We start from the raw sequence: 23,401 nt of genomic DNA, 5'->3' as shown, positions 1-23,401 counted from the left end.
ACTTGACGGGTCTTGAGGCACAAGCTGCGCGTCAGTGGGTTTCCAGATAACGCTTCATGGACGCTTTGGCATCCACATAAGCTTCCTGATGTTCCACAGACCAGTATTTCAGCTCATCCAAGGGGATGGCAGCGCCCGTCACCGCACAGCGCACAAAGGTTCCCGGCGTCTCGACCTGATAGTCGCCATCCAGATAGCGCACACGGGCTTCACTGGGAATTCGCGGGTTTTCGTAACGGTTCATGGGGGCCGGATGTGTTTTCTGCTCGCACTATGAGCTTCTTGTAAGGCAAAAGGACTTCGCTGGGCAAGACCTTCGGCGCACAAACCCTCAGCCGATTGCTGACAGGCCGGTTCAGAACACAGGCAGGCTGCGCCGGTCGCGCCCGATAAGATACCGGCAGCGGGCCATCACGACCGCCCAGACGGGCAGGCCTTGCCTCACCCGTTCCATTTCCGCCGGGCGGTCCTTCTGGCACAGGTCCATATCGGCCCAGCGTTTGCTGTCTGGAGACAGATCGCGGCAGATCAGAAGGTCTGGCTGACAGGCCACCAAATGCAACGCCACAAGAACCGTTTTCACCGGCTCTGTTCCCCTGTGCCGCTGAAGGCTGCGCGGCTGCCGGTTAAGGCTGATTGGCCGGTCCGGAGCGGGACAACTTTGTTGTCTTGCACCCCGCTGTCCGCCGGCGGGCCGGAGACAGTGCCGCTTTTGCAAAGAGCCTCACGCAGGAGAGGGTGAAGCCCGTCCCCGCGCCGGGCGGCAACGTCGTGAAAGGAGGTTATCGGGCCGCCTGCGGGCGGGCCTGAAAATCTGGACATAGAAAATCCTTTGGCCGAGCGCGGGTTGGAGCGGCGGCTGACACGAGGAAAAAGGAGCTGAAAGCTGGCAGAGCGGTTCAACGGCTCGGCTGACAGTCTGCGTATCGGACGCAGATTTTAATATGAATATTATACTCAAGTTAAAATCTCTCAAGTGGAATTTCCGGGATTTCATGTGAAATTTGCGGCAAAGCGCTTATGTTGCCATCCAAGAGCTTCCCGGGCCCCTTTCCGGAGCCCCAACCGCCCGGCTGATCTGCGGCCGGAACAGGACACTGGCATGACCCTTTCAACAACCGATCTTATCGAAACGTCCGGCCTCGGTCTGGAGACCGCCAAACGGATTACGGAAGAGGCGCTCTCTGGAGCCGATGACGGCGAGCTGTTCGTTGAATACCGGCAGACAGAAGGGCTGGTCTTTGACAACGGCCGTCTGAAGGGCGCCAACTACGACACCGCCCAAGGCTTTGGCCTGCGGGCTGTGGCCGGAGAGGCAGCGGGATATGCCCATGCGGGCGACATCTCCGAAGGCGCTCTGAAACGGGCGGCCGAGGCGGTGAGCGCGGTCAAGAAAGGCTATTCGGGCAGCTATGCGGCCGCCCCTGCGCGCACCAACCAGTCGCTCTATACCGATGCCAACCCGCTGGGCGGTCCGAGCTTTGAAGACAAGGTGAAGCTGCTTCAGGACATTGACGCCTATGCCCGGGCGAAGGACCCAAGGGTGCGCCAGGTCAGTGCCTCCTTGGCCGGATCCTGGCAGGTGGTGGAAATTCTGCGGGCTGACGGGCATCTGGTGCGCGATGTCCGCCCCATGGTGCGCCTGTCCATTTCCGTTGTCGCCGGAACGGATGAGCGTCAGGAAAGCGGGTCGTTCGGCTGCGGCGGCCGGGAAGGCTTCGAGCGCTTTATAACGGCGGAAAACTGGCAGGGGGGCGTGGATGAAGCACTCCGTCAGGCGCTGGTCAATCTGGAAGCCGTCCCCGCTCCGGCGGGGGCCTTTGATGTTGTGCTGGGGCCCGGCTGGCCGGGCATCTTGCTGCATGAAGCGGTCGGCCACGGGCTTGAAGGGGATTTCAACCGCAAGAAGACCTCCGCCTTTGCCGGGCTTATGGGCGAGCGGGTGGCCTCTCCCGGGGTAACGATTGTCGATGACGGCACCCTCCCGGACCGGCGCGGCTCCCTGACTGTGGATGATGAGGGCACACCGGCCAGCCGGACCGTGCTGATCGAGGATGGCATCCTGAAAGGTTATATGCAGGACCGGCAGAATGCGCGCCTGATGGGCATGGCACCGACCGGAAATGGCCGCCGTCAGTCCTTTGCCCATATTCCGATGCCGCGCATGACCAATACCGTGATGATGGCAGGGGACAAGGAGCCGGACGAAATCCTGAGCTCTGTGAAGGACGGCATCTATGCGGTCTCCTTTGGCGGAGGGCAGGTGGACATCACCTCCGGCAAGTTCGTGTTTTCCTGCACCGAGGCCTATCGGGTGGAAAACGGCAAGGTGGGCGCGCCCCTGAAAGGCGCCATGCTGATCGGCAACGGCCCCGATGCCCTGACCCGTGTGTCGATGATTGGCAATGACATGAAACTCGATCCGGGCATGGGCACCTGCGGCAAGCAGGGCCAGGGGGTTCCGGTCGGCGTTGGCCAGCCTTCCATGCGTATCAATGGAATGACGATCGGGGGCACTGCGCTGTGATTTCTTTCAGGGGCGCGGCATGCCAGCTGTAACTTTTGCGGTCTTCGATATGGATCAGGTGCTCTATGATTACGATCACCAGATCCGGCTTCGCCTGCTGGAGGAGCTGACCGGACGTCCGGCGGCCGATATTGATGCCGCCGTGTGGGGCGGGCCCCATGAAAATCGGGCCGAGGCCGGAGATCCGGCAACGGCCGAGGGCTATCTGGCCCAGTTTGGAGCCTTGCTGGGATACCCGATCGATTTCGGCACTTGGGCGGACATCCGTCGTAAGATGATGCGGGCGCGTCCTGATGTGATTGATCTGGTGCGGCAGTTGGCGGAAAAGACCGATGCCGCGCTGTTGACCAACAACGGCATGATGCTGAAAGCGGCACTGCCGGTCTGCGCACCGGAGATGATCGAGATCTTCGGGGACAAGGCCCATGTATCCGCCGACTTCAAGGCCCGCAAACCAGACCCGGATGTCTTCCGGCTTATATGTGCGCAATACGGCCATGCGCCCGAGACGAGTGTTTTCATCGATGACCGGGCCGACAATGTCATAGGCGCGGAAGCCGCAGGCCTGACCGGGCACCTCTACACGTCTTTCGACGGGTTAAAGGCGTTTCTTCAGGACCATCGTTTGATTTAGAGAGTGTCGCGTCCATGGGAGGGCAAACCGGTCGTCTGTGGCGCAGATCGCTTTGTGTTGAGTCGGCGCACAGAAGATCTGTTTCAACGCGATCCGAGCCAAGGGGACCGTCATTTTTGACTAGGTCTCTTAAGGGGTGCAATGGCCCAGGAAGGCACAACGCCGTCCCGGTGCGGGCATCATGCGTTTGCGGAAAATTTACTTGTGATACTCAAATCGAATTGAGTTTCATGACAAGGAAACATTTCTGAAACTTCCTGGCCAAGAGATCTTTTAAGTTTAGTTTTAAGCGGTTTTTCTCAAGTTCTGCGCGCCGCAGTGTCGGCGGGCAAAGAATTTGACTTTGAAAAACATGTTTATACATCCCTTTAAGGCGCTCTTTTTAGATTTATCAAAGAGCATGCGCCTGAAGCCTGATAAAATAGAATCATCGTTCGGGTGTGGATCTGAACTTTCGGGATCCAGCAGAGCAGAGGAGATGGGATGGCATCAGAGGGCGCACCTCCGTTTTTTGCTGAATCAATCGTGTTTCTTGCCGCGACCTGCGTCGCCGTTCCCATCGCCAAGCGGCTGGGGCTCGGCTCAGTTGTCGGCTATCTGGCCGCTGGCGCTGTCATCGGCCCGCACGGGCTGCGTCTTCTGGGCTCGGGAGAAGATGTTCTCCATGTGGCTGAATTGGGGGTGGTTCTGCTCCTCTTCGTGATCGGGCTGGAGCTGGACCCGAGAAAACTCTGGCGCATGAAGCGCGATATTTTCGGACTGGGAACGGCTCAGGTTGTTTTGACCGGTGCCACATTGTTCGCCCTTGCGCGCCTGTTTGGGCTGCCCCTTTCAACGGCGCTTGTCGCTGGCTTTGGTCTTGCCCTGTCGTCGACGGCCTTTGCCCTCCAGATTCTGCAAGAGCGCGGCCAGTTGTCCTCACCCTATGGACAGAGGGCGTTTGGCATTTTGCTGCTGCAGGATATCGCCATTGTGCCGCTTCTGGCGATGATCCCCATTCTGGCCCCGGGAGAAGGCCCGTCAACGGCAACGGAAATCGCCAGCGAGTTGCTGGTTGTTCTGGGCGCGGTGGCAGCGGTGATCCTGACCGGCCGCTATCTGATATCGCCGATCTTTCTGTTTCTGGCCGCCAGCCGGGCGCGGGAGGTCATGCTCACGGCGGCGCTTCTGGTGGCGCTGGGCAGCGCCGGGATCATGCATGCGGCCGGGCTGTCCATGGCACTGGGAGCGTTTCTGGCCGGGGTCCTTTTGGCAGAATCCAGCTTCCGGCACACGCTGGAAGCTGACATTGAACCCTTCCGCTCCCTGTTGATGGGGCTGTTTTTCGTGGCCGTCGGCATGTCGCTGGATGTGTCGCTGGTCGTTGAAAACTGGATGATGGTGGCCGCGGGCGTGGCTGTGGTGATGGCTGTGAAGGGGGGCTTCTTGTGGGGGCTCTCAAGAAGCACCGGCTCGCCCAATTCCGATGCGATGCGCATTGCGGTCACCCTGCCGCAGGGAGGTGAATTCGCCTTCGTGCTCTTCACGGCGGCCGTAAGCAACAGCCTGCTCAGCTATCAGACGGCCAACTTGCTCAATGCCGTGGTCATCCTGACCATGCTGCTCACCCCGCTGGCCTGTCTGGCTCTGGACCGGCTTGCGGCCCGGGCCAAGGCCCGCGGCGTTGAAAACCCGTCCATTGAAACCTTTGAGGATGCAACGCCCACAGTGCTGGTGATCGGCTTTGGCCGCTTCGGCATGGTGGTCGCGCAGATCCTGACATCTGAGGGCCTGGAAATCACGGCCATCGACAACCGGCCGGACAGGATCGATTACGCCCGCAAGCAAGGCTACAAAGTGTATTACGGAGACGCCACCCGCGCCGATGTGCTGGCGGCCGCCGGCGCGGGCCAGGCAGCATTGGTGGCCATGTGCATTGAAAATGACAAGGTGATGGGCCGGGCGATCGAGCTGGTCCGCGAAGGCTTTCCGAAGGCTTTGATCTTCTGCCGCGCCACCGACCGGGCTCATTATCTCGATCTGCAGCGGCGTGGGGTCGATTTCCAGATCCGGGAGACCTTTGAATCGAGCGTGGTGTTTGGCCGGGCCGCACTGGAAGCGCTTGGTACGCCGCTCAACCGGATCGATCAGATCGAGGAAGATGTCCGGGGCCGGGACCTGGAGCGCCTGGCTGTCCAGCTTGAGGAAGGCATGTTTGCCGGGGCGGACCGGCTGCACCAGGTGACCCCGCGAAAGCCCCCGGATGACACAAAGAGCGACAAGGCAGAGGTGGAGGAGGCCGCCGTTAAACCGGTCAAATGAAAAAAAAAGGCGCCGTTTCTGGCGCCTTTTTGCTCGACATGCCATGGGCTGGGGTCAGTGCCTTCCTAACCAAAAGACAATCCGGTTTTGTCCATAGCAGTGCGACACGCTCCAGAATTTAAGGCAGGGCGTCAAAGCCTGCAGAAAATCCATTCAGCGAAATGGGGATACCAATGCCTTCTTCCGGCGTCTGGAAAATGATGAACGTGGCCTGTTTTCCGGATTTAAGCTTGGTCAGCAGGTCGTCTTCCAGAATAACCTCGGCGATACAGCCATTGGGCAGGCAGCGCACAAAGGCGGCGCGGCCGATATCGGCATTGTCGACCCTAAGCCCGAGCCCGGAGGGCAGCAGCACCCCGAGCGGGGCCAGCACCCGCAAGATGCGGGCCTGTTTGTCGGCAGTGCGCAGAATGATTACGGACAGACCAACATTTTCCCGGTCCGATGCGGTCACGTTCTGGATCAGGGCACATTGTTCGCTGCTTGCGCCCGGAGGCGTATCGCAGCGCATCTGCCAATCTCCATGGGTGGCCCGGACTTCGCCTTGCGCAAGGGCAGGAGAAATCCCGGGCGCGAAACTTCCAATCAGGAGGCCGGCAAGGGCGGCAAAGGTCGCGAGTGACAGGCTGAAACGTCCGCACCGGCGGGGCAGAAAGGACTGCGGCATATGAGTTGACAAGAAATCCTCCGGTCAATCGTGGTCCGATCCGGCAGCGCGGCGTCCGGTCGCAAATCGGACTGCTGTAGCGAATCATCAGGTAAATCCGGCCAGACAGTGCCGCATGATGACGCGCGATTCCAGTCTGCCGGGGGGCGGGTAAGACAATTAGCCCGCATTTTTGTCGAAAATCAGTGCGTCTTTGACATACCTCAAAAGGGGAAGTCCTTCTATGAATTGCGAAAAGTTGGAAATAACGTTGCGGCTTCTGCCGTCTTGTGGTTTTTGTGAGAAAGCACGTGCCGGTGGATGGATGCGGCAGATCGCCGCTCTTTCCCTATGTACCAATCGCCCTTTGTAGAGGTTTATGGTTATAGTCCGGTCACGAGGAGGATCCTGTCCGGATGGCGGCGCCAAAGTGAGGGGCGCGGCCATGTGGGGATCGAAAAGGCCTGGGAGGAACGGGCCGGATCGGCACACCGGATAAGGATGCATTTGCCGCGGGAGTGCGGTTGAGGGAAGGGAGCACAGACGTGAAGGCAGTCTTCAATCGTCTTATGACAGTGGCCGCAGCGGTGGCCGGAGCAGCCGGACTGAGCACAGCGGCCCTGGCCGCGGAATCCGGCATGACACCTTGGCAGCTTGGTTTTCAGAATTCCGTAACCGGGGTCATGGACGACATCACCTGGTTCAACGGCTTTACCCTTGTGATCATTACGGTTATCACGCTGTTTGTGCTGGCGCTGCTTCTGGTCTGCATCTTCCGCTTCAGCGCGAAGGCCAATCCGGTTCCGTCTCGCACCTCCCACAACACCATGATCGAGGTGGTCTGGACTGTTGCGCCGATCCTGATCCTGGTGGTGATCGCGATCCCGTCTTTCCGCCTTCTCTACAAGCAGCTCGACATTCCCGAGTATGAGATGACGGTAAAGGCCACCGGCTACCAGTGGTACTGGGGGTTTGAATATACCGATGAAGGGATGGGGGAGCTTTATTTCGATTCCTACATGGTCGGCGATCCACAGGATGCCCAGTCCGATGAGGCGGCCCGGCGCGACGTCGCCGAAAGTCGTGGGGTCCCCTTGAAGGAAGTGCCGCGGCTGCTCGCAGTCGACTATGATCTCGTGGTGCCGGTCGATACCACCGTGCGCTTGCAGGTGACTGCTGAAGATGTCATTCACGCCTTTGCAATGCCCTCCATGGGACTTAAGATCGACGCTATTCCCGGCCGTTTGAACGAAACCTGGTTCCGTGCGCGCGAGGAAGGCGTCTTCTACGGCCAGTGTTCGGAACTGTGCGGCGTGAACCACGCTTTCATGCCCATTGCAGTGCGTGTCGTGTCCAAGGAACAGTTCCAGACCTGGGCTGCTGCCGCACAAGACGATCTTGATACGGCGAACGAACAGCTGCTGGCTTCCATCAATGAGGCCAAGAGGCTTGCGGAAGGCAAGCGTGAGGAGATCTCTGTCGCCGCAAACTGATGCGGCCGCCGCAGGGTAAGTTGTCAGCGCGCGATCGGACGCAGCGCTTAAAGGAACGGAAAGAGGGAGCCTCACATGGCTGCGAGCGAAGCACATGCTGTACATGACCATCCTTACGGGTGGCGCCGGTGGGTCTATTCGACCAACCACAAAGACATTGGCCTCATGTATCTTTTCTTTGCGATCTTTGCCGGGGTCGTGGGAGGCGCCTTGAGCGTCGGCATCCGGCTCGAACTGCAAGAGCCGGGCATGCAGTATTTCGCCAATGCCCACTATTTTAATGTGTTCACCACATCGCATGGCCTGATCATGATCTTTTTCATGGTCATGCCAGCCATGATCGGCGGCTATGCCAACTATTTCGTGCCGATCATGATCGGGGCGCCGGACATGGCCTTCCCGCGCATGAACAACATTTCCTTCTGGCTTCTGCCGCCTGCCTTCCTGCTGCTGATCCTGTCGCTCTTCGTGGAAGGGCCTCCGGGCAATAACGGTGTTGGCGGGGGCTGGACAATCTATCCGCCGCTGTCCACGTCGGGTCAGCCCGGGCCAGCCATGGATCTGGCGATCCTGTCGCTCCACGTGGCTGGTGCCTCGTCCATTCTGGGGGCGATCAACTTCATCACGACGATCTTCAACATGCGCGCACCGGGCATGACCTTGCACAAGATGCCGCTGTTCGCGTGGTCGGTTCTGATCACGGCTTTCCTGCTGCTTCTGTCGCTGCCGGTCCTGGCCGGGGCCATCACCATGCTGCTGACGGACCGCAATTTCGGTACTACGTTCTTCGCTCCTGAAGGCGGCGGCGACCCGATCCTGTTCCAGCACCTGTTCTGGTTCTTCGGCCATCCGGAAGTCTATATTCTGATCCTCCCGGGCTTCGGGATCGTCAGCCACATCATTTCCACTTTCTCGCGCAAGCCGATCTTCGGCTATCTGGGCATGGCCTATGCCATGGTTGCCATTGGCGTGGTCGGCTTCATCGTGTGGGCCCACCACATGTACACAGTTGGCATGTCCACCGAAACTCAGGCCTATTTCGTGGCCGCAACCATGGTGATCGCAGTGCCGACAGGGGTGAAAATCTTCTCCTGGATTGCGACCATGTGGGGCGGATCGATCGAGTTCAAAACCCCTATGGTCTGGGCCATCGGCTTCATCTTCCTGTTCACGGTCGGCGGGGTGACCGGTGTGCAGCTGGCCAATGCCGGTCTCGACCGGGCCTTCCATGACACCTATTACGTGGTGGCGCATTTCCACTACGTTCTGTCCCTGGGCGCGGTGTTTGCGATCTTTGCCGGCTGGTACTACTGGTTCCCGAAAATGTTCGGCTACATGTATAATGAGACGATCGGCAAGGCCCATTTCTGGATCACCTTCGTGGGCGTGAACCTGATCTTCTTCCCCCAGCACTTCCTGGGGCTCAACGGCATGCCCCGCCGCTATGCCGACTATCCCGATGCGCTCGCGGGCTGGAACTTCGTGTCTTCCATCGGGTCCTACATCTCCGCCTTTGCGGTTCTTGTGTTCCTGTTTGGTATTTTCGAAGCCTTTGCCAAGAAACGGGCTGTGGGCAACAACCCGTGGGGCGAGGGGGCGACGACCCTGGAATGGACCCTGTCGTCACCGCCTCCGTTCCACCAGTTTGAAACTCTGCCGCGGATCAAGTAAGTCGTTGCCCGGGAGCTGCTCCCGCTTTGAGACCGGACCCGCGCCAGCCCTGGCGCGGAGCCACCCTTAAGATCCTGCCCGGCAGCGCATTGGCGCGGACATCCGCTGCGTCTTGCCGGGGCAGACTGGAATGAAGGACATGCCCATGTCGCTCGCCGAGCGCCAGGAGTTGATGAGTGAAGACAGTGCCGCATGGAATGGCGGGATGGGATCGGTCGGCGACTATGTGGCGCTGCTGAAACCCCGGGTCATGTCCCTGGTGATCTTCACGGCCTTTGTGGGCCTGATGCTGGCCCCCGGGGAGCTGCATCCGGTGCTGGCAGGCGTGTCGATCCTGTGCATCGCCATTGGCGCAGGTGCGTCCGGTGCGTTGAACATGTGGTATGACGCCGATATCGACGAAGTGATGTCCCGAACCCGCACCCGGCCGATTCCGGCGGGGAAGGTCACGCCGGAAGAGGCGTTTGCTTTTGGCATGACCTTGTCCATCGGCTCTGTTGTAACGCTTGGGCTGCTGGTCAACTGGTTTGCAGGCGCGTTTCTGGCCTTCACGATTTTCTTCTATGTGGTGGTCTACACCATGTGGCTGAAACGCCTGACCCCGCAGAACATTGTCATTGGCGGGGCGGCCGGAGCCTTCCCTCCGATGATCGGCTGGGCATCCGTCACCGGCTCTGTCAGCCTGGAAAGCTTTGTCCTGTTTCTGATGATCTTCATGTGGACCCCGCCGCATTTCTGGGCGCTGGCGCTCTTTAAGAGCGGCGACTACCGGACCGCAGGGGTGCCGATGCTGCCGGTTGTGGCCGGAGAAACCAGCACGCGCCATCATATCCTGATCTATTCGCTAATTCTCGCGCCGGTGGGAGCCGCGCCGTATCTCTTGGGCTTTGCTGGCCCGGTTTACGGACTGGCATCGGCCGCCTTGGGTGCAGCGTTTGTTGCTCTTGCTGCGGATGTCTGGCGCAAGCGGGACGGGGAGATTGCCCGCAAGGCGTGCGTCCGGCTTTTCAAATTCTCGCTATTTTACCTGTTCATGTTGTTCGCTCTGCTGTTGGGCGAAAGCCTGGTGAGCGGGATCTGACGGCATGGCGGAGGAGGAGCAGGGCATCCGGTTGACCCCGGAACAGGAACAAAGACGCCGATCCAGATCTTTTGCGATTGCCCTCGTTCTGGTGGCGCTTGTGGTGTTGTTTTATGTGGTGACCATCGTCAAGCTGGGACCGGGCGTTATGGACAGGGCATTGTAAACCCAGGGAGGAGCGTGTGACGCACGAGCAGGACAGACCCGATATCGCCAGGAGCAACCGGAAGGTGGCTTTTGCCTGTGCGGGCATGTTTGTCTCGATGGTTGGCGCTGCCTATGCGGCTGTTCCCCTTTATGAACTGTTTTGCCGGGTCACCGGGTTTGGCGGCACCACGCAGGTGGCCGATAGTGCAAGCGATGTGGTTATCGACCGGAAAATCACCGTGCGCTTTGACGGCAACGTCAACCACGCCTTGCCCTGGCATTTCAAACCGGCGCAGCGCTCGCTCACCCTGAAAATGGGAGAGACGGCGCAGCTGGCCTATGTGGCCACCAATGACAGCGAAGAGACAACGGTCGGCACGTCGACCTTCAATGTCTGGCCGCCAACCGCTGGCGCCTATTTCAACAAGCTGGACTGTTTCTGTTTTACCGAACAGGAACTGGTTCCCGGCCAGAGCGTCGAAATGCCGGTCGTGTTTTTTGTCGACCCGGAGATGGACAAGGATCCCGAGCTGAAACATGTGCGGGAAATCACCCTGTCCTATACGTTTTTCCCGGTCGAGGAGCCGGATCAACCCGTGGCAGCGCGCGCGCAGGCGCCCGGTGCCGGAACGAATTTATGAGGATTGCGCGCCGCGCGCTGAAACCGACCGTGTTGGGGGAGCTTACCAATGGCTGAGGCACATACCAAGAACCACGATTACCACCTTGTGGAGCCGAGTCCCTGGCCGTTTCTCGGCTCGGTCGGCGCGTTTGTTCTGGCAATTGGCGCCATCGCCTGGATGAAATATGCGGGCGGGGAATCCTTTGAACTGTTCAGCATTGATTTTGCCTCGGCTCGTTGGGGTTTGTTCGCCATCGGCCTGCTGATGGTACTCTATGTGATGTATGGCTGGTGGAGCGATACGATCAAGGAATCCCGGGAAGGGCATCACACCCGGGTGGTCTCACTGCACCTGCGCTATGGCATGCTGTTGTTCATCGCCTCTGAGGTGATGTTCTTCGTGGCCTGGTTCTGGGCTTATTTTGATGCAGCCCTGTTTGCCGGGGAAGCGATCCAGTATAGCCGCGTCGAGGCGACCGGCGGGCAGTGGCCGCCGGAAGGCATTGCGACCTTCGATCCTTGGCATCTGCCGCTTTTGAATACGCTGATCCTCTTGTGCTCCGGTACGACGGTCACCTGGGCCCACCATGCCCTCTTGCATAATGACCGAGAGGGCCTGAAATGGGGACTGACGCTCACCGTGCTGCTCGGCGTCCTGTTCTCCATCGTTCAGGGCTATGAATATGGCCACGCTGCCTTCTCCTTTGATGGCAACATCTATGGCGCCACCTTCTACATGGCGACGGGTTTCCATGGCTTCCATGTGATTGTCGGAACGATCTTCCTGCTGGTTTGCCTGTTCCGGGCCATGGGGGGGCAGTTCACCACGGAAAAGCATTTCGGTTTCGAGGCGGCGGCCTGGTACTGGCACTTTGTGGACGTGGTCTGGCTGTTCCTGTTTGTGGCGATCTATATCTGGGGCGCCGGGGCCCCGGCGCCGCATTAGGGGCCTGCCGTGATGATCTTGAGCGATTGATCATCGCATTTGCAAGCGCCCGGTCCAGTCAGCGGATCGGGCGTTTTGATATCAGTTTGCAAGAGGCCCAACGTGGAAGACAAGGCTCACTTTCCGCCGGTCAATCCGGTGCAGTCCGGTCTGACAGGCAAATGCCCCCGGTGCGGTCAGGGCAATTTGTTTGACGGGTTTTTGAGTGTCAGGCCAGCGTGCCCGGCCTGTGGCCTCGACAACAGTTTTGCAGATAGCGGTGATGGTCCTGCCGTCTTTGTCATCATGCTGGTGGGGTTTATCATTGTGGGGCTTGTTCTGTTCGTGGAACTGTCCTTCCAGCCGCCGGTCTGGGTACATCTGGTCTTGTGGCTGCCCTTGACGGTTGTTCTGGCAGCCGGTGTTCTGCGGCCCTTGAAAGGTCTGATGATTGCCCTGCAATTCAAGCATAAGGCCGAAGAAGGCCGACTGGACACGTCTGGCGGCAGTTGACAGGTTTGCTCCGGCGGCAAAACCGCCGTGCTTTGGAGGTTGCGCCTTGGACAACGGAACCGGGAAACCGGATCTGGAAAAATCGGCCCGCGCCGGGAAGCTGTTGCTGCCGGCTGTGGCGGCCGCAGCCGGTCTTGCCGTGCTGTTATCGCTCGGCAGCTGGCAACTGGACCGGCTGGCCTGGAAAACAGATTTGATTGCGCAGGTTGAAGCCGGGCTCTCCAGTCCTCCGCAGGCCGCTCCCGGCCCGGACGGCTGGGACAGTCTTGGACCTGAAGACGACTACCGGCATGTCAGACTGTCCGGTGCGTTTCTGCAAGGCACCGTCTTCTATTATACGGCACTGAGCAAACCGGCCGGCCCCCTGGGCGGGCCGGGCGTTCTGGTCTATGCGCCGTTCCGCACGGACAAGGGCTGGACGCTTCTGGTCAACAGGGGGTTTTTGCCCCAGGGCCAGCCCGGCCCCCTGGAGTCGGACGCAAGGGCAGCTGCCCTTGTGCCTCCGGCAGGGCCACAGGAGCTGACCGGTCTCCTGCGTTTGAGTGAAATCCCGAACTGGACCACCCCGGCACCGGATGCGGGGGACCGGCTCTGGTTTGCGCGCGACACCAGCGCCATGGGCCGGTTTCTGGGGCTTGAGGCCACAGAGCTTGCGCCCTACAGCGTTGATCTGGACGCAGGTTTCACCCCGAAAGCCGGTTTGCCGCAAGCCGGAGAAACCATCGTCCGCTTCAAAAACGACCATCTTGGATACGCGCTGACCTGGTTCGGGCTGGCGGCGACCCTGGCCGGTGTGTTCCTGGCCTATACGGCCAGCGTGCTCTGGCCCCGCAACATGTCTGAGGGGATGGGGCAATGATCGTTCAAGCATGTCTCAATGGCGCCCGCCCTTACGGCTATCATCCGGCCCTGCCGCTGAGCGTTGAAGCAATGGTTGCCGACGCCCGGGCCTGTGTGACAGCCGGAGCAGGTGAAGTGCATGTTCACCCCCGCAGCGAAACAGGCGCTGAAAGCCTTGTCGCTGTGGAGACCTTGATGGGGCCGCTACGCCAGGCATGTCCGGGCACGTTGATTGGTGTGTCGACCGGGGCCTGGATTGAAAACAGTAAACAAGCGACACGGGCCTGTATCGCAGGATGGCGCCAATGTCCGGACTATGCGTCCGTCAATCTCAACGAAGAGGATGCCCCGGCGGTTATGACGCTGTTGCGGAAGAAAGGCGTTGGTATTGAAGCCGGTCTTGCGTCAGTCGCGGATGCGGAACGGTTCGTGGCGCTGCCCGAATGCCATGAAGTGTTGCGGGTGCTTGTCGAGCTGGACGAGCAGGATATCGCCGAGGCGGAAACGGCTCTTGCGGGAATCGAGCAAATCTTGCAGGCCGCCGGGATGACCCGTCCCCTGCTGCTGCATGGATTTGATGACACCGTCTGGCACTTTGTCCGCCTTGCCAAGGCGAAAGGCTTCTCAACACGGGTCGGGCTTGAAGACGGAAAATTGCGCACAAACGGGCTGGTAGCCACAGACAATGCTGAACTTGTGGCGGACGCTGTGGCTCTTTTCAAATCAGTTCCTTAGGCAAAAAGGCCCAGGGGGCCTTTTCACACCAGCCAAGTCTGCCGGCCAGATAGCTTTTGAGCCAATCGCGTTCTATCGGAAGTCCCTTTCGCGGTCAGGCCTCCAAGAGGTCAACACAAAAGGGAAAACAGATTTACCCTGAAGAAACGCGGCGCGCTTTACCACCACAAGTGCGATCCAACGATGTCAGCGGGCAAAGCAGACCGGGCCCTCAGGTGATGGAAAGCAGCCCATCGGCAGCGTCGCTTCGCTTGCCCGATACACCGCATCGCGCTGCGCGAAGCGCCTTGCCGAAGGATCTGCTTTCCAGCATCAAATGGTGAAAGCGTGTCGCACGATGCTCTAGCCGAGGGCTTCCAGAATTGCGGCTGCGCCGGTTTTGGTGGCTTCGCCCGGTGTCTCTTCAACGGACAGAAAGGTCACTTCCCCGTCCTTTACGATCATGGCAAAGCGCTGGGACCGCAGGTGGCCGAAAATCGGCGCCGGGCCAAGACCAAGACCGATGGCTTCGACAAATTCTGCTGCTGCGTCGGACAGGAATATGACCTTGCCGCCGGCATTGGAGGCCTTTTCCCAGGCATCCATCACAAAGATGTCGTTCACGGACAGGACGGCGATAGTGTCGACACCCTTTGCCTTCAGCGTTTCAGCGTGTTCCACGAAGCCAGGCAGGTGGTTCATGTGACAGGTCGGGGTAAACGCGCCCGGAACACCGAAGAGAACAACCGTCTTTCCGGCGGTCAGATCCGCCGTCGACAGCTCCCCGGGCCCATCGGCGGTCATGATCTTGAATGCCGCCTCCGGAAGACGGTCTCCAACCTTGATTGTCATAACGAATTTCCCTTTGCTGACTGACAGGCCCCTTCGTGGCCCGAACGACACATAGTGCTTCGGGGCGGCCCCGTCGAGTGAAGCTTGAATGAAATTGGTGCAATGGAGCGAAGGCGAGCGGCAACATGCTCTGTTATTTTGGCAGCCACTGGTCCTGAATGGGTTCCAGGTGTTCGACGGCCTGTCCGGCGGAGGACAGCACCAGCCTGAGGTCCCTGTCATCTGTTGCAAGACGCAGCCCCTTGGTGGAAAGTTGCCAGACGGCTTTGGTCCCGGCCCGTTCGGCCAGCTCCGGCAGGCCGATGTAAGACCCTTCCGGTCCAGCCGCAAAAAGCTCCGCATCCACGCCCGAAGCCACCGTTGCTGTAATCATCAGTTTGCCGGAGCCGTCTAGTGTAACGGAACTGATAGCAAGGTCGCCTGCCGGGGAAGGCACGGGAACAGCCGCAAGGTCCCGTGCGATCAGTTTGGCCGCCAGACGGTCCTTCGGGGCGCCGGGCGAAAAATCAAGCGACAGCCGGGCGTCGCCCGGCACGCAGATGTCCTTGCAGATGCCGAACAGAACCTCAAGGCTGAGATGCGTTGTTTCGGCCTCTCGGCCCGGTTGGATCCGGATCGGCAGCACGATGCCGTCATGATAGACAATCGACTGAGAAAAGCCGTCAAAATAACGCTCCGGTGCCGGGTAGAGAATATCCAGGCCGGTCATGTTTTCCGACCGGATGACCGAGATCTGAGGCGGAATACCCGCTTCGCCCGGATAGCGCCAATAGGTGTGCCAGCCCGGGGCGAGCAGAAATTCCAGCCCGGCAAGATAGTGGCCATCTTCTATCGGCCCGGTGGAAATCAACCGGACCGCCCCGCCTGTAACCTCGACCCAATCGGTCATGTCAGCCCGGGCCGGGGTGAGGGGCAGCAGCAGGATAAAACATAGGATCTGGAACGCTGTTTTCATGGTGCCTCTGCTACACCAGTTTGACCCGGCCGTCATGGGGCTGGCTGCGACTGGACAGTCATTTCCTTGTGACGGCTTCGTTACACCGCGAGCCTTGCTCAGGTGTTGCCGCTATGTGACAATCTTGTGAGACGTGCTGCCGCAGCGTCTGTCATAGCCTGGCAGGAAAGGCAGGCGCCATTTTGCATAAGGTTCTGAAAAGGCACCGGGTCTCGCCTGTGCTCCCTATTGGCTTGTGCTGAGAACTGGGGCGGGCTGACCTCCGGGCTCCGGCAAACAGTCATTAACAAAGCGCCCCAAAGGCGGTATGCTTTTTTCCAGCGGCTTAAAGTCACGCGGTTTTGAGGTTTTTATGATCGGAGCGGAAGAAACGGATACCCTCGAAGGTCAGTTTCTGATTGCCATGCCCAGCATGGCAGACAGCCGGTTTGAACATTCCGTCATCTACATGTGCTCCCATTCAGACCAGGGCGCCATGGGGCTGGTGGTCAACCAGGTGGCCCGCCACCTGTCGCTTGAAGAACTGCTCATTCAGCTCGACATTCTCAATGATGACTGCGCGATCCGGCTGCCAGATCATGTGCGCGGTATGAATGTGCACAAGGGCGGACCGGTGGAAGTGGAACGCGGCTTCGTGCTCCATAGCGATGATTTCACGGTCAATCAGTCGACGCTGCCCATCGACAATGGCATTTGCCTGACGGCGACCCTTGAGATCTTGCGGGCTCTCGCCCAAGGTGACGGTCCGGAAAACGCCATTCTGGCCCTTGGATATGCGGGCTGGGCGCCCGGCCAGCTTGAAAACGAAATCCAGTCCAATGGATGGCTCACGGCCCCGGCCGATCCGGACATCCTGTTTGACACGGAATTCAGCAGCAAATGGCACCGGGCTCTGGGGTCCTTGGGCATTGACCCGGCCATGCTCTATTCTGATGCAGGACACGCCTGAGCGATGGGGCTTTGCAGGTGCCGTTGCGAAACAGGCGTTTGGGTGGGGAAGGGCGTTCTCCTGTCCGTGAAGCCCTGTTTTGGCCAAAATCGGCTTGCGCTTGTGCTGCCGGGCGCGTAAGTCGCTTGGATGGCTTGGATTGTGCCAACGCCGCCGGGTTTGAATTCCCCCTGACCTTCTGTCTGCCTCTTCGGCCAGCACGGGTGAGGGCATCGCAAAAAGGAAGTTCAGGGTGAAATACAGCAGCACGCGAGGCGACGCACCGGTCCTGGAGTTTTCCGATGTTCTGCTGCAGGGACTTGCCCGTGATGGTGGCTTGTATCTGCCCGAAACCTGGCCGCACTTCGACGCGGACACAATCGCGTCTTTTGCCGGCAAGTCTTATGAAGCTGTTGCCTTCGAAGTGATCCGCCCCTTTGTCGGCGATGCCATTCCCGAAGCTGATCTGAAAACGATGATCGGAGAAGCCTATGGCGCGTTCCGCCATCCTGCGGTGACACCGCTGGTTCAGACGGGCCCTAACAGCTTTATTCTGGAACTTTTCCACGGCCCGACGCTGGCCTTCAAGGATGTGGCCATGCAGCTTCTCGGCCGCATGATGGATTATGTCCTGACCAAGCGGGGCTTGAGGGCGACCATCGTCGGGGCGACGTCCGGCGATACCGGCGGAGCGGCCATTGAAGCGTTCCGGGGCCGGGAGCGGACCGATATCTTCATTCTGTTTCCGGATGGCCGGGTCTCAAACGTGCAGCGCCGTCAGATGACCACGCCAACGGAGGCGAACGTCCACGCGCTTGCCCTGACCGGGAACTTTGACGATTGTCAGGCAATCGTCAAAGGCATGTTCAATCACTTTACGTTCCGCGACCGGGTGGCCCTGTCAGGGGTCAATTCCATCAACTGGGCGCGGATACTGGCACAGATCGTCTATTATTTCGTGGCAGGTGCCGCACTGGGCGCCCCGTACCGGAAGGTGTCCTTCACGGTGCCGACAGGCAATTTCGGAGATATTTTCGCGGGCTACGCCGCCATGAAAATGGGCCTGCCGGTCGAAAAGCTGGTCGTGGCGACCAATGTGAACGACATTCTGGCGCGCACCCTGGAAACGGGCCGCTACGAAAAACGCGGTGTTACGCCGACCATTTCTCCGTCCATGGACATTCAGGTCTCCTCCAACTTCGAACGGCTTCTGGCAGAAGTCTGCGGCCGGGACGGGGAGGCCGTGCGCCGGATGATGAACCAGTTGCAGCAATCGGGCAGCTTCAAAATTGACGAAGGCCCGCTGGCGGAGATGGGCCGTCATTTTGGCGCCGGGCGCTGTGACGAGGCTCAGACGGCTGCGACAATTGCAGAAACCTTCGCAGAAGCGGGATATCTGCTCGATCCGCACACGGCAATCGGGGTGCATGTGGCCAAGGAACATGACGACGGCACCGTGCCGATGGTGGTTCTGGGAACGGCCCATCCAGCTAAATTTCCCGATGCGGTTGAAAAAGCCTCTGGACTGCGTCCAGAATTGCCTGACAATTTGAAAGACATGATGAGCGCGGAGGAGCGCCAGCAGGTATTGGCGGCAGAACTCGACGTGGTGGAGCGATATATCGAAGATCACGCCCGGGCCGTCACTGCCGGGGTGTAGCTATATGAAAGTACAAACAACTGTCCTGGAAAACGGGATGACGGTCGTCACCGACCGGATGCCGAGCCTGAAAACAGCCGCTCTTGGGGTCTGGGTGCGTACCGGCTCGCGCGCGGAAACCGTGCAGCAGAACGGCATCACGCATCTTCTGGAGCACATGGCTTTCAAGGGGACCAAGACCCGGACCGCCCGGGGCATCGCCGAGGAAATCGAGGCGGTGGGTGGTGAGCTCAACGCCTCCACCAGCATCGAGCACACCAATTATTATGCCCGGATCCTGGCGGAAGACATGCCGCTGGCGGTGGATCTTCTTTCAGACATTCTGCAGAATTCGACCTTCGATGCCCAGGAACTGACCCGCGAACAGCATGTCATCCTGCAGGAAATCGGGGCGGCCAATGATTCTCCGGACGATCAGGCCTTTGATCTGTTCCAGGAAGCCGCCTGGCCGGACCAGGCGATTGGACGGCCGATCCTGGGCACGCCGCAAACCGTCAAGGGTTTTGACCGCACTGCGCTGAATGCCTATCTGGCGGAGCGCTACCGGGCTCCGGATATGGTGCTGGCAGCGGCCGGGGCCGTCGATCACGACGCGCTTGTGGCCATGGCCCGGGAAAAATTCGGCGGCTTCAGTTCGGAAGCGGCGGCGCCCGATGCGTCCGCCCACTATTGCGGCGGCCAGACCCTGCGCAACAAGGACCTGATGGAAGCACAGGTGCTGATGGGCTTTGAAGGCCAGCCTTACAAGTCCAGCGACTATTATGCGATCCAGATTCTGGCCTCGGTCCTGGGCGGGGGCATGTCGTCCCGCCTCTTCCAGGAAATCCGGGAAAAGCATGGGTTGTGCTACGCGATTTACAGCTTCCACTGGGCCTTTTCCGACACGGGCCTGTTCGGCGTGCATGCGGCCACCAGCCATGATGATCTGGCTGCTTTGATGCCGATGATTGCCGATGAGCTGGTTGCCGCCTCCCAAACCATCTCCGAGGACGAGGTTGCCCGCTCCCGGGCCCAGATCCGGGCCGGACTGATGATGGCCATGGAAAGCCCTGCGGCTAGGGCTGGTCAGATTGCGCGGCAGATCTTGGTGCACGGCAGGGTACTTGGTCCGGACGAAATTTCAGGTAAGATTGAAGCAGTTACGCCGGAGGATATCCGCAGGGTGGCAGCCGAGACCTTTGTCGGGACGAAGCCTACGCTGACCGCAATTGGACCTGTGGACGGTATCATGACGGCGGACGAACTGGCAGGAAGATTGGAGCAGGGCCCTGTCTTGAGGGCAGCCTCCTTGTAACGTCGTGGGAGTTGGGCATGGCATTGCTACGGCCGGGAACATCGCCTGATGCCGAGCTGCAGATTGAGGCGGGGGCGTATTATTTGCGCCCTCCGATCATGTCCGACTTCAGAGCCTGGTCCGATCTGCGCGGGGAAAGCCGGGCGTTTCTGAAACCCTGGGAGCCCCTGTGGCCGTCGGATGATCTGACAAAGTCCGGCTTCCGCCGCCGCCTGCGCCGCTATGCACGCGACCGCAAGGAGGGCCGCAGCCTGACCTTTCTCCTGTTCCGCTCCCGGACCGACGAACTCCTGGGCGGCTTGACCTTGAGCAACATCCGCCGCGGCGTGAGTCAGACTGCAACTTTAGGTTATTGGATGGGCGAGCGCTATGCGGGAAAAGGCCATATGTCCGCAGCGGTCGCCATGATACTGCCATTTTGTTTCGACGTTTTGAATCTCCATCGCATTGAGGCGGCCTGCCTTCCAGTCAACGGGCCGTCTATTCGTTTGCTCGAAAATGCAGGGTTTCAACGGGAAGGCTATGCGCGGAACTATCTGCTCATCAACGGCAGCTGGCAGGACCACCTGCTGTTTGCCTGTCTGGCGGAGGATCACGCAGCGCTCACCGGGAGGATAAGCCCGAGTGTTGAGGGTATCTTGAAAGAATTCTTGTGACATGTGTTCCAACCCGGTAGTTCTTCGCTTCATGTCGATTTTGATACCGGACCCGAAAAACAGCGTGATCAATCGTCTCGTTTTTGCCCTGTGCATGGTTGTCAGTCTGCTCGCCGCCATTCCGGCGCAAGCGCTGGAGCCGATCCCCGTTCCGATTGATATCGAGGCGCTCGATATTACAAGCGCCATTGAAATGCACCGGGATGCGGGCACCCGCCTTCAGATCTCCACCGCACCGGGAGCCGATGGCATTGTGCGCCGGATCGAGGTGCCCTCGCTGGACGGCACCAATACGAACTGGGCCGCCTTTGCGCTGGCCAATACCAGTGACGAACAGATCGACCGCCTGATCGTGGCCCCCAACTACATGCTGGTGGGCTCCAAGATCTTCTGGCCGGATCTGGGCTCGTCGCGCATTGCCGCCATAACACCCAGCCAGGGCATTGCGCCGGTGCGCCAGAAAAGCCTGGAGGCAGATGTCTTTCTGGTCACGCTGGACCCGGGGTCCGTGGTCACTTTCGTGGCCGAGCTGACCACGCCGAATTTGCCTGAAGTCCGCATCTGGGAACCGGATGTCTACAAGGAAACCGTGAACGCCTATACGCTCTACCGGGGCATTATTCTGGGCATTTCCGGCCTGCTGGCCCTGTTCCTGACCATCTTGTTTGTGGTCAAGGGAACGGTCATGTTTCCCGCAACGGCGGCGCTGGCCTGGTCCGTTCTTGCGTATTTGTGCATTGATTTCGGCTTCTGGGGCCTGGTCTTCAATCTGGATGGTGGCGGCAGCCAGCTGGCGAGGGCTTGCGCCGAAGTCATGCTCGCAGCCAGTCTGATCATCTTTCTCTATGCCTATCTCAATCTCAACCGCTGGAACATCCACTATTCCCATCTGGCGCTGACAACCCTGATCCTGATCCTCGGCCTTCTGGGTGTGGCGGTCTGGGACCCGTCGATTGCAGCCGGGATTGCCCGTCTCTCCCTGGGGGTGATCGGAGCGCTCGGCTTTGTCATCATTGCGGTCCTGGCCTTCCAGCACTACGACCGGGCGATCTTGTTGATCCCGACCTGGAGTCTCCTGATCGCCTGGCTGATCGGCTCGGCCATGACAGTGACGGGCTATCTGTCCAACGACATTGTCCAGCCTGCGCTTGGTGGTGGTCTTGTTCTGATCGTTCTTCTGATCGGCTTTACGGTGATGCAGCATGCTTTTGCCGGCGGGGCGATTACCCAAGGCATCATTTCCGATGTAGAGCGCAAGGCCCTGGCCATGACCGGGTCGGGCGACATCATCTGGGACTGGGACATCGACCGGGACCGGGTGACCACCGGCAACGAAGTCGAGGAACTGTTGAGCCTCAGGCGCGGGGCACTGGAAGGTCCGGCGCGGGACTGGCTTGATGTGCTGCATCCGCAGGACCGGGACCGGTTCAGGGCTACGCTGGACGCAGTTATCGATCAGCGCCGGGGCAAGGTCATGCAGACTTTCCGGCTCCGGTCCGAAGACGGGCATTTCCGCTGGTTCCGACTGCGCGCCCGGCCGATCATCGGGTCCGACGGCGAGGTGATCCGCTGCGTGGGCACGCTGCTGGATGTTACCGAGGAGCGCACAGCCGAAGAACGTCTTCTGCATGACGCGGTTCATGACAATCTGACAGGTCTGCCCAACAGGGAACTGTTTGTCGACCGGCTGCGCACCAGTGTTGTGCGGGCCAAGGCGGAAGAGACGACCAAGCCGACCCTTCTGGTGCTCAATCTGGACCGGTTCAAACAGGTCAATGACAGCATTGGCCTTTCTGCAGGGGACAGCATTTTGCTGACCGTGGCCCGCAGGCTCGGCCGCCTGATCGGCCAGCAGGACACGCTTGGCCGCCTGTCCGGCGACCAATATGGCCTTGTACTTTTGTCCGAACAGGAGCCGGACCGCATTGTTTCGCTGGCCGATGCTCTTCGGAAGGCTGTGCGTGCGCCCATCACCTTCGGGGACCGGGAGATCTTTCTGACCTGTTCCGTCGGGATCGCCTTTTTCGAAGGCGGCAAGCAGGCCGTTGAGGACATGCTCACCAATGCGGAGATTTCCCTCAACCACGCCAAACGGCTGGGCGGAGACCGCCAGGAAGTGTTCCGTCCGATCCTGCGGCCGCTGGACAAGAATATTGTCGATCTGGAATCGGATCTGCGCGAGGCGATCAAGAAGGAGACTCTCGGGGTCTATTTCCAGCCGATCATCCGCCTGCAGGACCAGTCCATTGCGGGTTATGAAGTGCTGGCCCGCTGGAACCATCCAAAGCGGGGCAAGATTTCGCCCTCCGAATTCATTCCGATTGCCGAGCAGTCCGGCCTGATCAATGAATTGGGCATGTATATGCTGGACAAGGGCGCTCAGCAGCTTGCCCTCTGGCAGCGGGAATTCCCGATGCCTCGGCCGCTCTTTGCTTCTGTCAACCTGTCGTCGCGGCAACTCCTGAAACAGGACCTCATCAACGATGTGAAGGCAGTTCTTTCGAGGACCTCGCTGGAGCCAGGCACGTTGAAGCTGGAGCTGACCGAGTCTCTGGTCATGTCCAACCCGGAATATTCGGCTAAGGTGCTGGAGCGGCTGCGCGGTCTGGGGGCAGGACTTTCGCTGGACGATTTCGGCACCGGCCATTCCTCGCTGTCCTACCTTCAGCGCTTTCCGTTCGATACGATCAAGATCGACCAGTCTTTTGTCAAACCCAATGGTTCTGCCGCGCGGCCGGTCCTCTTGCGGACCATCGTGGCCATGGGGCATGACCTTGGCATGTCAGTGGTGGCGGAAGGGGCGGAAAGCGAGACCGACGCGCTGGAGCTTTACCAGATCGGTTGTGAATACGCTCAGGGTTTCTTCTTCGGGGAAGCCGTCTCAGCGGCAGAGGCAACCAAATTGCTGCGCAAGATGCCAGCTCAGACTGAAACCGCTTAGC

General features: G+C 59.7%; 22 protein-coding genes. 17 read left to right on the top strand and 5 right to left on the bottom strand.

The features are described from left to right. Positions 1–31: 31 nt before the first annotated feature. Both ACXAIC_RS12680 and ACXAIC_RS12675 read right to left on the bottom strand, forming a co-directional pair. A complete protein-coding gene (locus ACXAIC_RS12680) occupies positions 32–244 on the bottom strand; it encodes a DUF2093 domain-containing protein (protein ID WP_475179085.1) in 213 nt (70 codons plus the stop codon). A gap of 111 nt (positions 245–355) precedes the next feature. Beyond that, a complete protein-coding gene (locus tag ACXAIC_RS12675; RefSeq protein ID WP_475179083.1) occupies positions 356–583 on the bottom strand; it encodes a hypothetical protein in 228 nt (75 codons plus the stop codon). A gap of 519 nt (positions 584–1,102) precedes the next feature. On the opposite strand from ACXAIC_RS12675, the gene tldD reads away from it, so the two are divergent. From tldD to ACXAIC_RS12660, 3 genes are all read left to right on the top strand, one after another. After that, on the top strand, positions 1,103–2,527 hold the full coding sequence (gene tldD, locus ACXAIC_RS12670; protein WP_475179081.1) for a metalloprotease TldD: 1,425 nt from the start codon (positions 1,103–1,105) through the stop codon (positions 2,525–2,527). Between the two features lie 19 nt (positions 2,528–2,546). Continuing rightward, a complete protein-coding gene (locus ACXAIC_RS12665) occupies positions 2,547–3,161 on the top strand; it encodes an HAD-IA family hydrolase (RefSeq protein WP_475179078.1) in 615 nt (204 codons plus the stop codon). A 483-nt stretch (positions 3,162–3,644) separates the two neighbouring features. Next, a complete protein-coding gene (locus ACXAIC_RS12660; RefSeq protein ID WP_475179077.1) occupies positions 3,645–5,462 on the top strand; it encodes a monovalent cation:proton antiporter-2 (CPA2) family protein in 1,818 nt (605 codons plus the stop codon). A gap of 118 nt (positions 5,463–5,580) precedes the next feature. Here the strand turns inward: ACXAIC_RS12660 and ACXAIC_RS12655 are convergent, their stop codons facing one another. Further along, positions 5,581–6,129 carry an invasion associated locus B family protein gene (locus tag ACXAIC_RS12655; RefSeq protein ID WP_475179219.1) on the bottom strand — a complete coding sequence of 183 codons (549 nt, stop codon included), beginning with the start codon at positions 6,127–6,129 and terminating at the stop codon, positions 5,581–5,583. A 524-nt stretch (positions 6,130–6,653) separates the two neighbouring features. Here ACXAIC_RS12655 and coxB point away from each other — a divergent pair. The 9 genes from coxB (at position 6,654) to ACXAIC_RS12610 (ending at position 14,135) form a co-directional block, all read left to right on the top strand. Then, positions 6,654–7,601 (top strand): cytochrome c oxidase subunit II, encoded by a 948-nt coding sequence (gene coxB / locus ACXAIC_RS12650; RefSeq protein WP_475179075.1) that lies wholly within the window; start codon positions 6,654–6,656, stop codon positions 7,599–7,601. A 75-nt stretch (positions 7,602–7,676) separates the two neighbouring features. After that, positions 7,677–9,272, top strand: a complete 1,596-nt coding sequence (ctaD, locus tag ACXAIC_RS12645; RefSeq protein WP_475179073.1) for a cytochrome c oxidase subunit I — start codon at positions 7,677–7,679, stop codon at positions 9,270–9,272. Positions 9,273–9,411: 139 nt separating this feature from the next. Continuing rightward, on the top strand, positions 9,412–10,353 hold the full coding sequence (locus ACXAIC_RS12640) for a heme o synthase (RefSeq protein WP_475179215.1): 942 nt from the start codon (positions 9,412–9,414) through the stop codon (positions 10,351–10,353). 4 nt (positions 10,354–10,357) lie between these two features. After that, positions 10,358–10,519, top strand: coding sequence for a hypothetical protein (locus ACXAIC_RS12635; RefSeq protein ID WP_475179071.1), 162 nt, complete (start codon positions 10,358–10,360; stop codon positions 10,517–10,519). 16 nt (positions 10,520–10,535) lie between these two features. Continuing rightward, a complete protein-coding gene (locus ACXAIC_RS12630; RefSeq protein ID WP_475179067.1) occupies positions 10,536–11,141 on the top strand; it encodes a cytochrome c oxidase assembly protein in 606 nt (201 codons plus the stop codon). A gap of 48 nt (positions 11,142–11,189) precedes the next feature. Then, positions 11,190–12,068: a cytochrome c oxidase subunit 3 gene (locus ACXAIC_RS12625; RefSeq protein ID WP_475179064.1), complete on the top strand. Its 879-nt coding sequence runs from the start codon at positions 11,190–11,192 to the stop codon at positions 12,066–12,068. A gap of 102 nt (positions 12,069–12,170) precedes the next feature. Continuing rightward, positions 12,171–12,560, top strand: a complete 390-nt coding sequence (locus ACXAIC_RS12620; protein WP_475179061.1) for a DUF983 domain-containing protein — start codon at positions 12,171–12,173, stop codon at positions 12,558–12,560. Between the two features lie 46 nt (positions 12,561–12,606). Continuing rightward, positions 12,607–13,419 carry an SURF1 family protein gene (locus tag ACXAIC_RS12615; protein WP_475179058.1) on the top strand — a complete coding sequence of 271 codons (813 nt, stop codon included), beginning with the start codon at positions 12,607–12,609 and terminating at the stop codon, positions 13,417–13,419. Beyond that, positions 13,416–14,135 (top strand): 3-keto-5-aminohexanoate cleavage protein, encoded by a 720-nt coding sequence (locus ACXAIC_RS12610; RefSeq protein ID WP_475179056.1) that lies wholly within the window; start codon positions 13,416–13,418, stop codon positions 14,133–14,135. The genes ACXAIC_RS12615 and ACXAIC_RS12610 overlap by 4 nt, the downstream gene beginning before the upstream one ends. A 342-nt stretch (positions 14,136–14,477) precedes the next feature. On the opposite strand, the gene ACXAIC_RS12605 is transcribed toward ACXAIC_RS12610, so the two are convergent. Next, positions 14,478–14,966 carry a redoxin family protein gene (locus tag ACXAIC_RS12605; RefSeq protein ID WP_475179052.1) on the bottom strand — a complete coding sequence of 163 codons (489 nt, stop codon included), beginning with the start codon at positions 14,964–14,966 and terminating at the stop codon, positions 14,478–14,480. 133 nt (positions 14,967–15,099) lie between these two features. Continuing rightward, complete coding sequence (locus ACXAIC_RS12600) at positions 15,100–15,921, bottom strand: protein-disulfide reductase DsbD domain-containing protein (RefSeq protein ID WP_475179048.1); 822 nt, start codon at positions 15,919–15,921, stop codon at positions 15,100–15,102. A 352-nt stretch (positions 15,922–16,273) separates the two neighbouring features. Here ACXAIC_RS12600 and ACXAIC_RS12595 point away from each other — a divergent pair, with 352 nt between their 5' ends. The 5 genes from ACXAIC_RS12595 (at position 16,274) to ACXAIC_RS12575 (ending at position 23,400) form a co-directional block, all read left to right on the top strand. Beyond that, a complete protein-coding gene (locus tag ACXAIC_RS12595; RefSeq protein ID WP_475179044.1) occupies positions 16,274–16,870 on the top strand; it encodes a YqgE/AlgH family protein in 597 nt (198 codons plus the stop codon). 232 nt (positions 16,871–17,102) lie between these two features. Further along, entirely contained in the window at positions 17,103–18,509 is a 1,407-nt protein-coding gene (gene thrC / locus ACXAIC_RS12590; RefSeq protein ID WP_475179039.1) for a threonine synthase, read from the top strand. Between the two features lie 4 nt (positions 18,510–18,513). After that, positions 18,514–19,803: a M16 family metallopeptidase gene (locus tag ACXAIC_RS12585; protein WP_475179037.1), complete on the top strand. Its 1,290-nt coding sequence runs from the start codon at positions 18,514–18,516 to the stop codon at positions 19,801–19,803. A 17-nt stretch (positions 19,804–19,820) separates the two neighbouring features. Then, positions 19,821–20,459 (top strand): GNAT family N-acetyltransferase, encoded by a 639-nt coding sequence (locus tag ACXAIC_RS12580; RefSeq protein ID WP_475179033.1) that lies wholly within the window; start codon positions 19,821–19,823, stop codon positions 20,457–20,459. A 31-nt stretch (positions 20,460–20,490) separates the two neighbouring features. Beyond that, positions 20,491–23,400: an EAL domain-containing protein gene (locus ACXAIC_RS12575; RefSeq protein ID WP_475179028.1), complete on the top strand. Its 2,910-nt coding sequence runs from the start codon at positions 20,491–20,493 to the stop codon at positions 23,398–23,400. The last annotated feature ends 1 nt before the right edge of the window (position 23,401 follow it).

It is taken from the genome of Roseibium sp. AWQ4_254 (assembly GCF_056161025.1).
Note: the sequence above shows the minus strand (reverse complement) of the source record. Positions and strands in the feature narration are given on the sequence as shown.

Excerpts from the sequence above, each read along its gene's own strand:
- ACXAIC_RS12680 (WP_475179085.1), bottom strand. The coding sequence starts at position 244 with ATGAACCGTTACGAAAACCCGCGAATTCCCAGTGAAGCCCGTGTGCGC.
- tldD (WP_475179081.1), top strand. The coding sequence starts at position 1,103 with ATGACCCTTTCAACAACCGATCTTATCGAAACGTCCGGCCTCGGTCTG.
- ACXAIC_RS12665 (WP_475179078.1), top strand. The coding sequence starts at position 2,547 with ATGCCAGCTGTAACTTTTGCGGTCTTCGATATGGATCAGGTGCTCTAT.
- ACXAIC_RS12660 (WP_475179077.1), top strand. The coding sequence starts at position 3,645 with ATGGCATCAGAGGGCGCACCTCCGTTTTTTGCTGAATCAATCGTGTTT.
- ACXAIC_RS12655 (WP_475179219.1), bottom strand. The coding sequence starts at position 6,129 with ATGCCGCAGTCCTTTCTGCCCCGCCGGTGCGGACGTTTCAGCCTGTCA.
- ctaD (WP_475179073.1), top strand. The coding sequence starts at position 7,677 with ATGGCTGCGAGCGAAGCACATGCTGTACATGACCATCCTTACGGGTGG.
- ACXAIC_RS12640 (WP_475179215.1), top strand. The coding sequence starts at position 9,412 with ATGCCCATGTCGCTCGCCGAGCGCCAGGAGTTGATGAGTGAAGACAGT.
- ACXAIC_RS12635 (WP_475179071.1), top strand. The coding sequence starts at position 10,358 with ATGGCGGAGGAGGAGCAGGGCATCCGGTTGACCCCGGAACAGGAACAA.
- ACXAIC_RS12625 (WP_475179064.1), top strand. The coding sequence starts at position 11,190 with ATGGCTGAGGCACATACCAAGAACCACGATTACCACCTTGTGGAGCCG.
- ACXAIC_RS12610 (WP_475179056.1), top strand. The coding sequence starts at position 13,416 with ATGATCGTTCAAGCATGTCTCAATGGCGCCCGCCCTTACGGCTATCAT.
- ACXAIC_RS12605 (WP_475179052.1), bottom strand. The coding sequence starts at position 14,966 with ATGACAATCAAGGTTGGAGACCGTCTTCCGGAGGCGGCATTCAAGATC.
- ACXAIC_RS12600 (WP_475179048.1), bottom strand. The coding sequence starts at position 15,921 with ATGAAAACAGCGTTCCAGATCCTATGTTTTATCCTGCTGCTGCCCCTC.
- ACXAIC_RS12595 (WP_475179044.1), top strand. The coding sequence starts at position 16,274 with ATGATCGGAGCGGAAGAAACGGATACCCTCGAAGGTCAGTTTCTGATT.
- ACXAIC_RS12585 (WP_475179037.1), top strand. The coding sequence starts at position 18,514 with ATGAAAGTACAAACAACTGTCCTGGAAAACGGGATGACGGTCGTCACC.
- ACXAIC_RS12580 (WP_475179033.1), top strand. The coding sequence starts at position 19,821 with ATGGCATTGCTACGGCCGGGAACATCGCCTGATGCCGAGCTGCAGATT.
- ACXAIC_RS12575 (WP_475179028.1), top strand. The coding sequence starts at position 20,491 with ATGTCGATTTTGATACCGGACCCGAAAAACAGCGTGATCAATCGTCTC.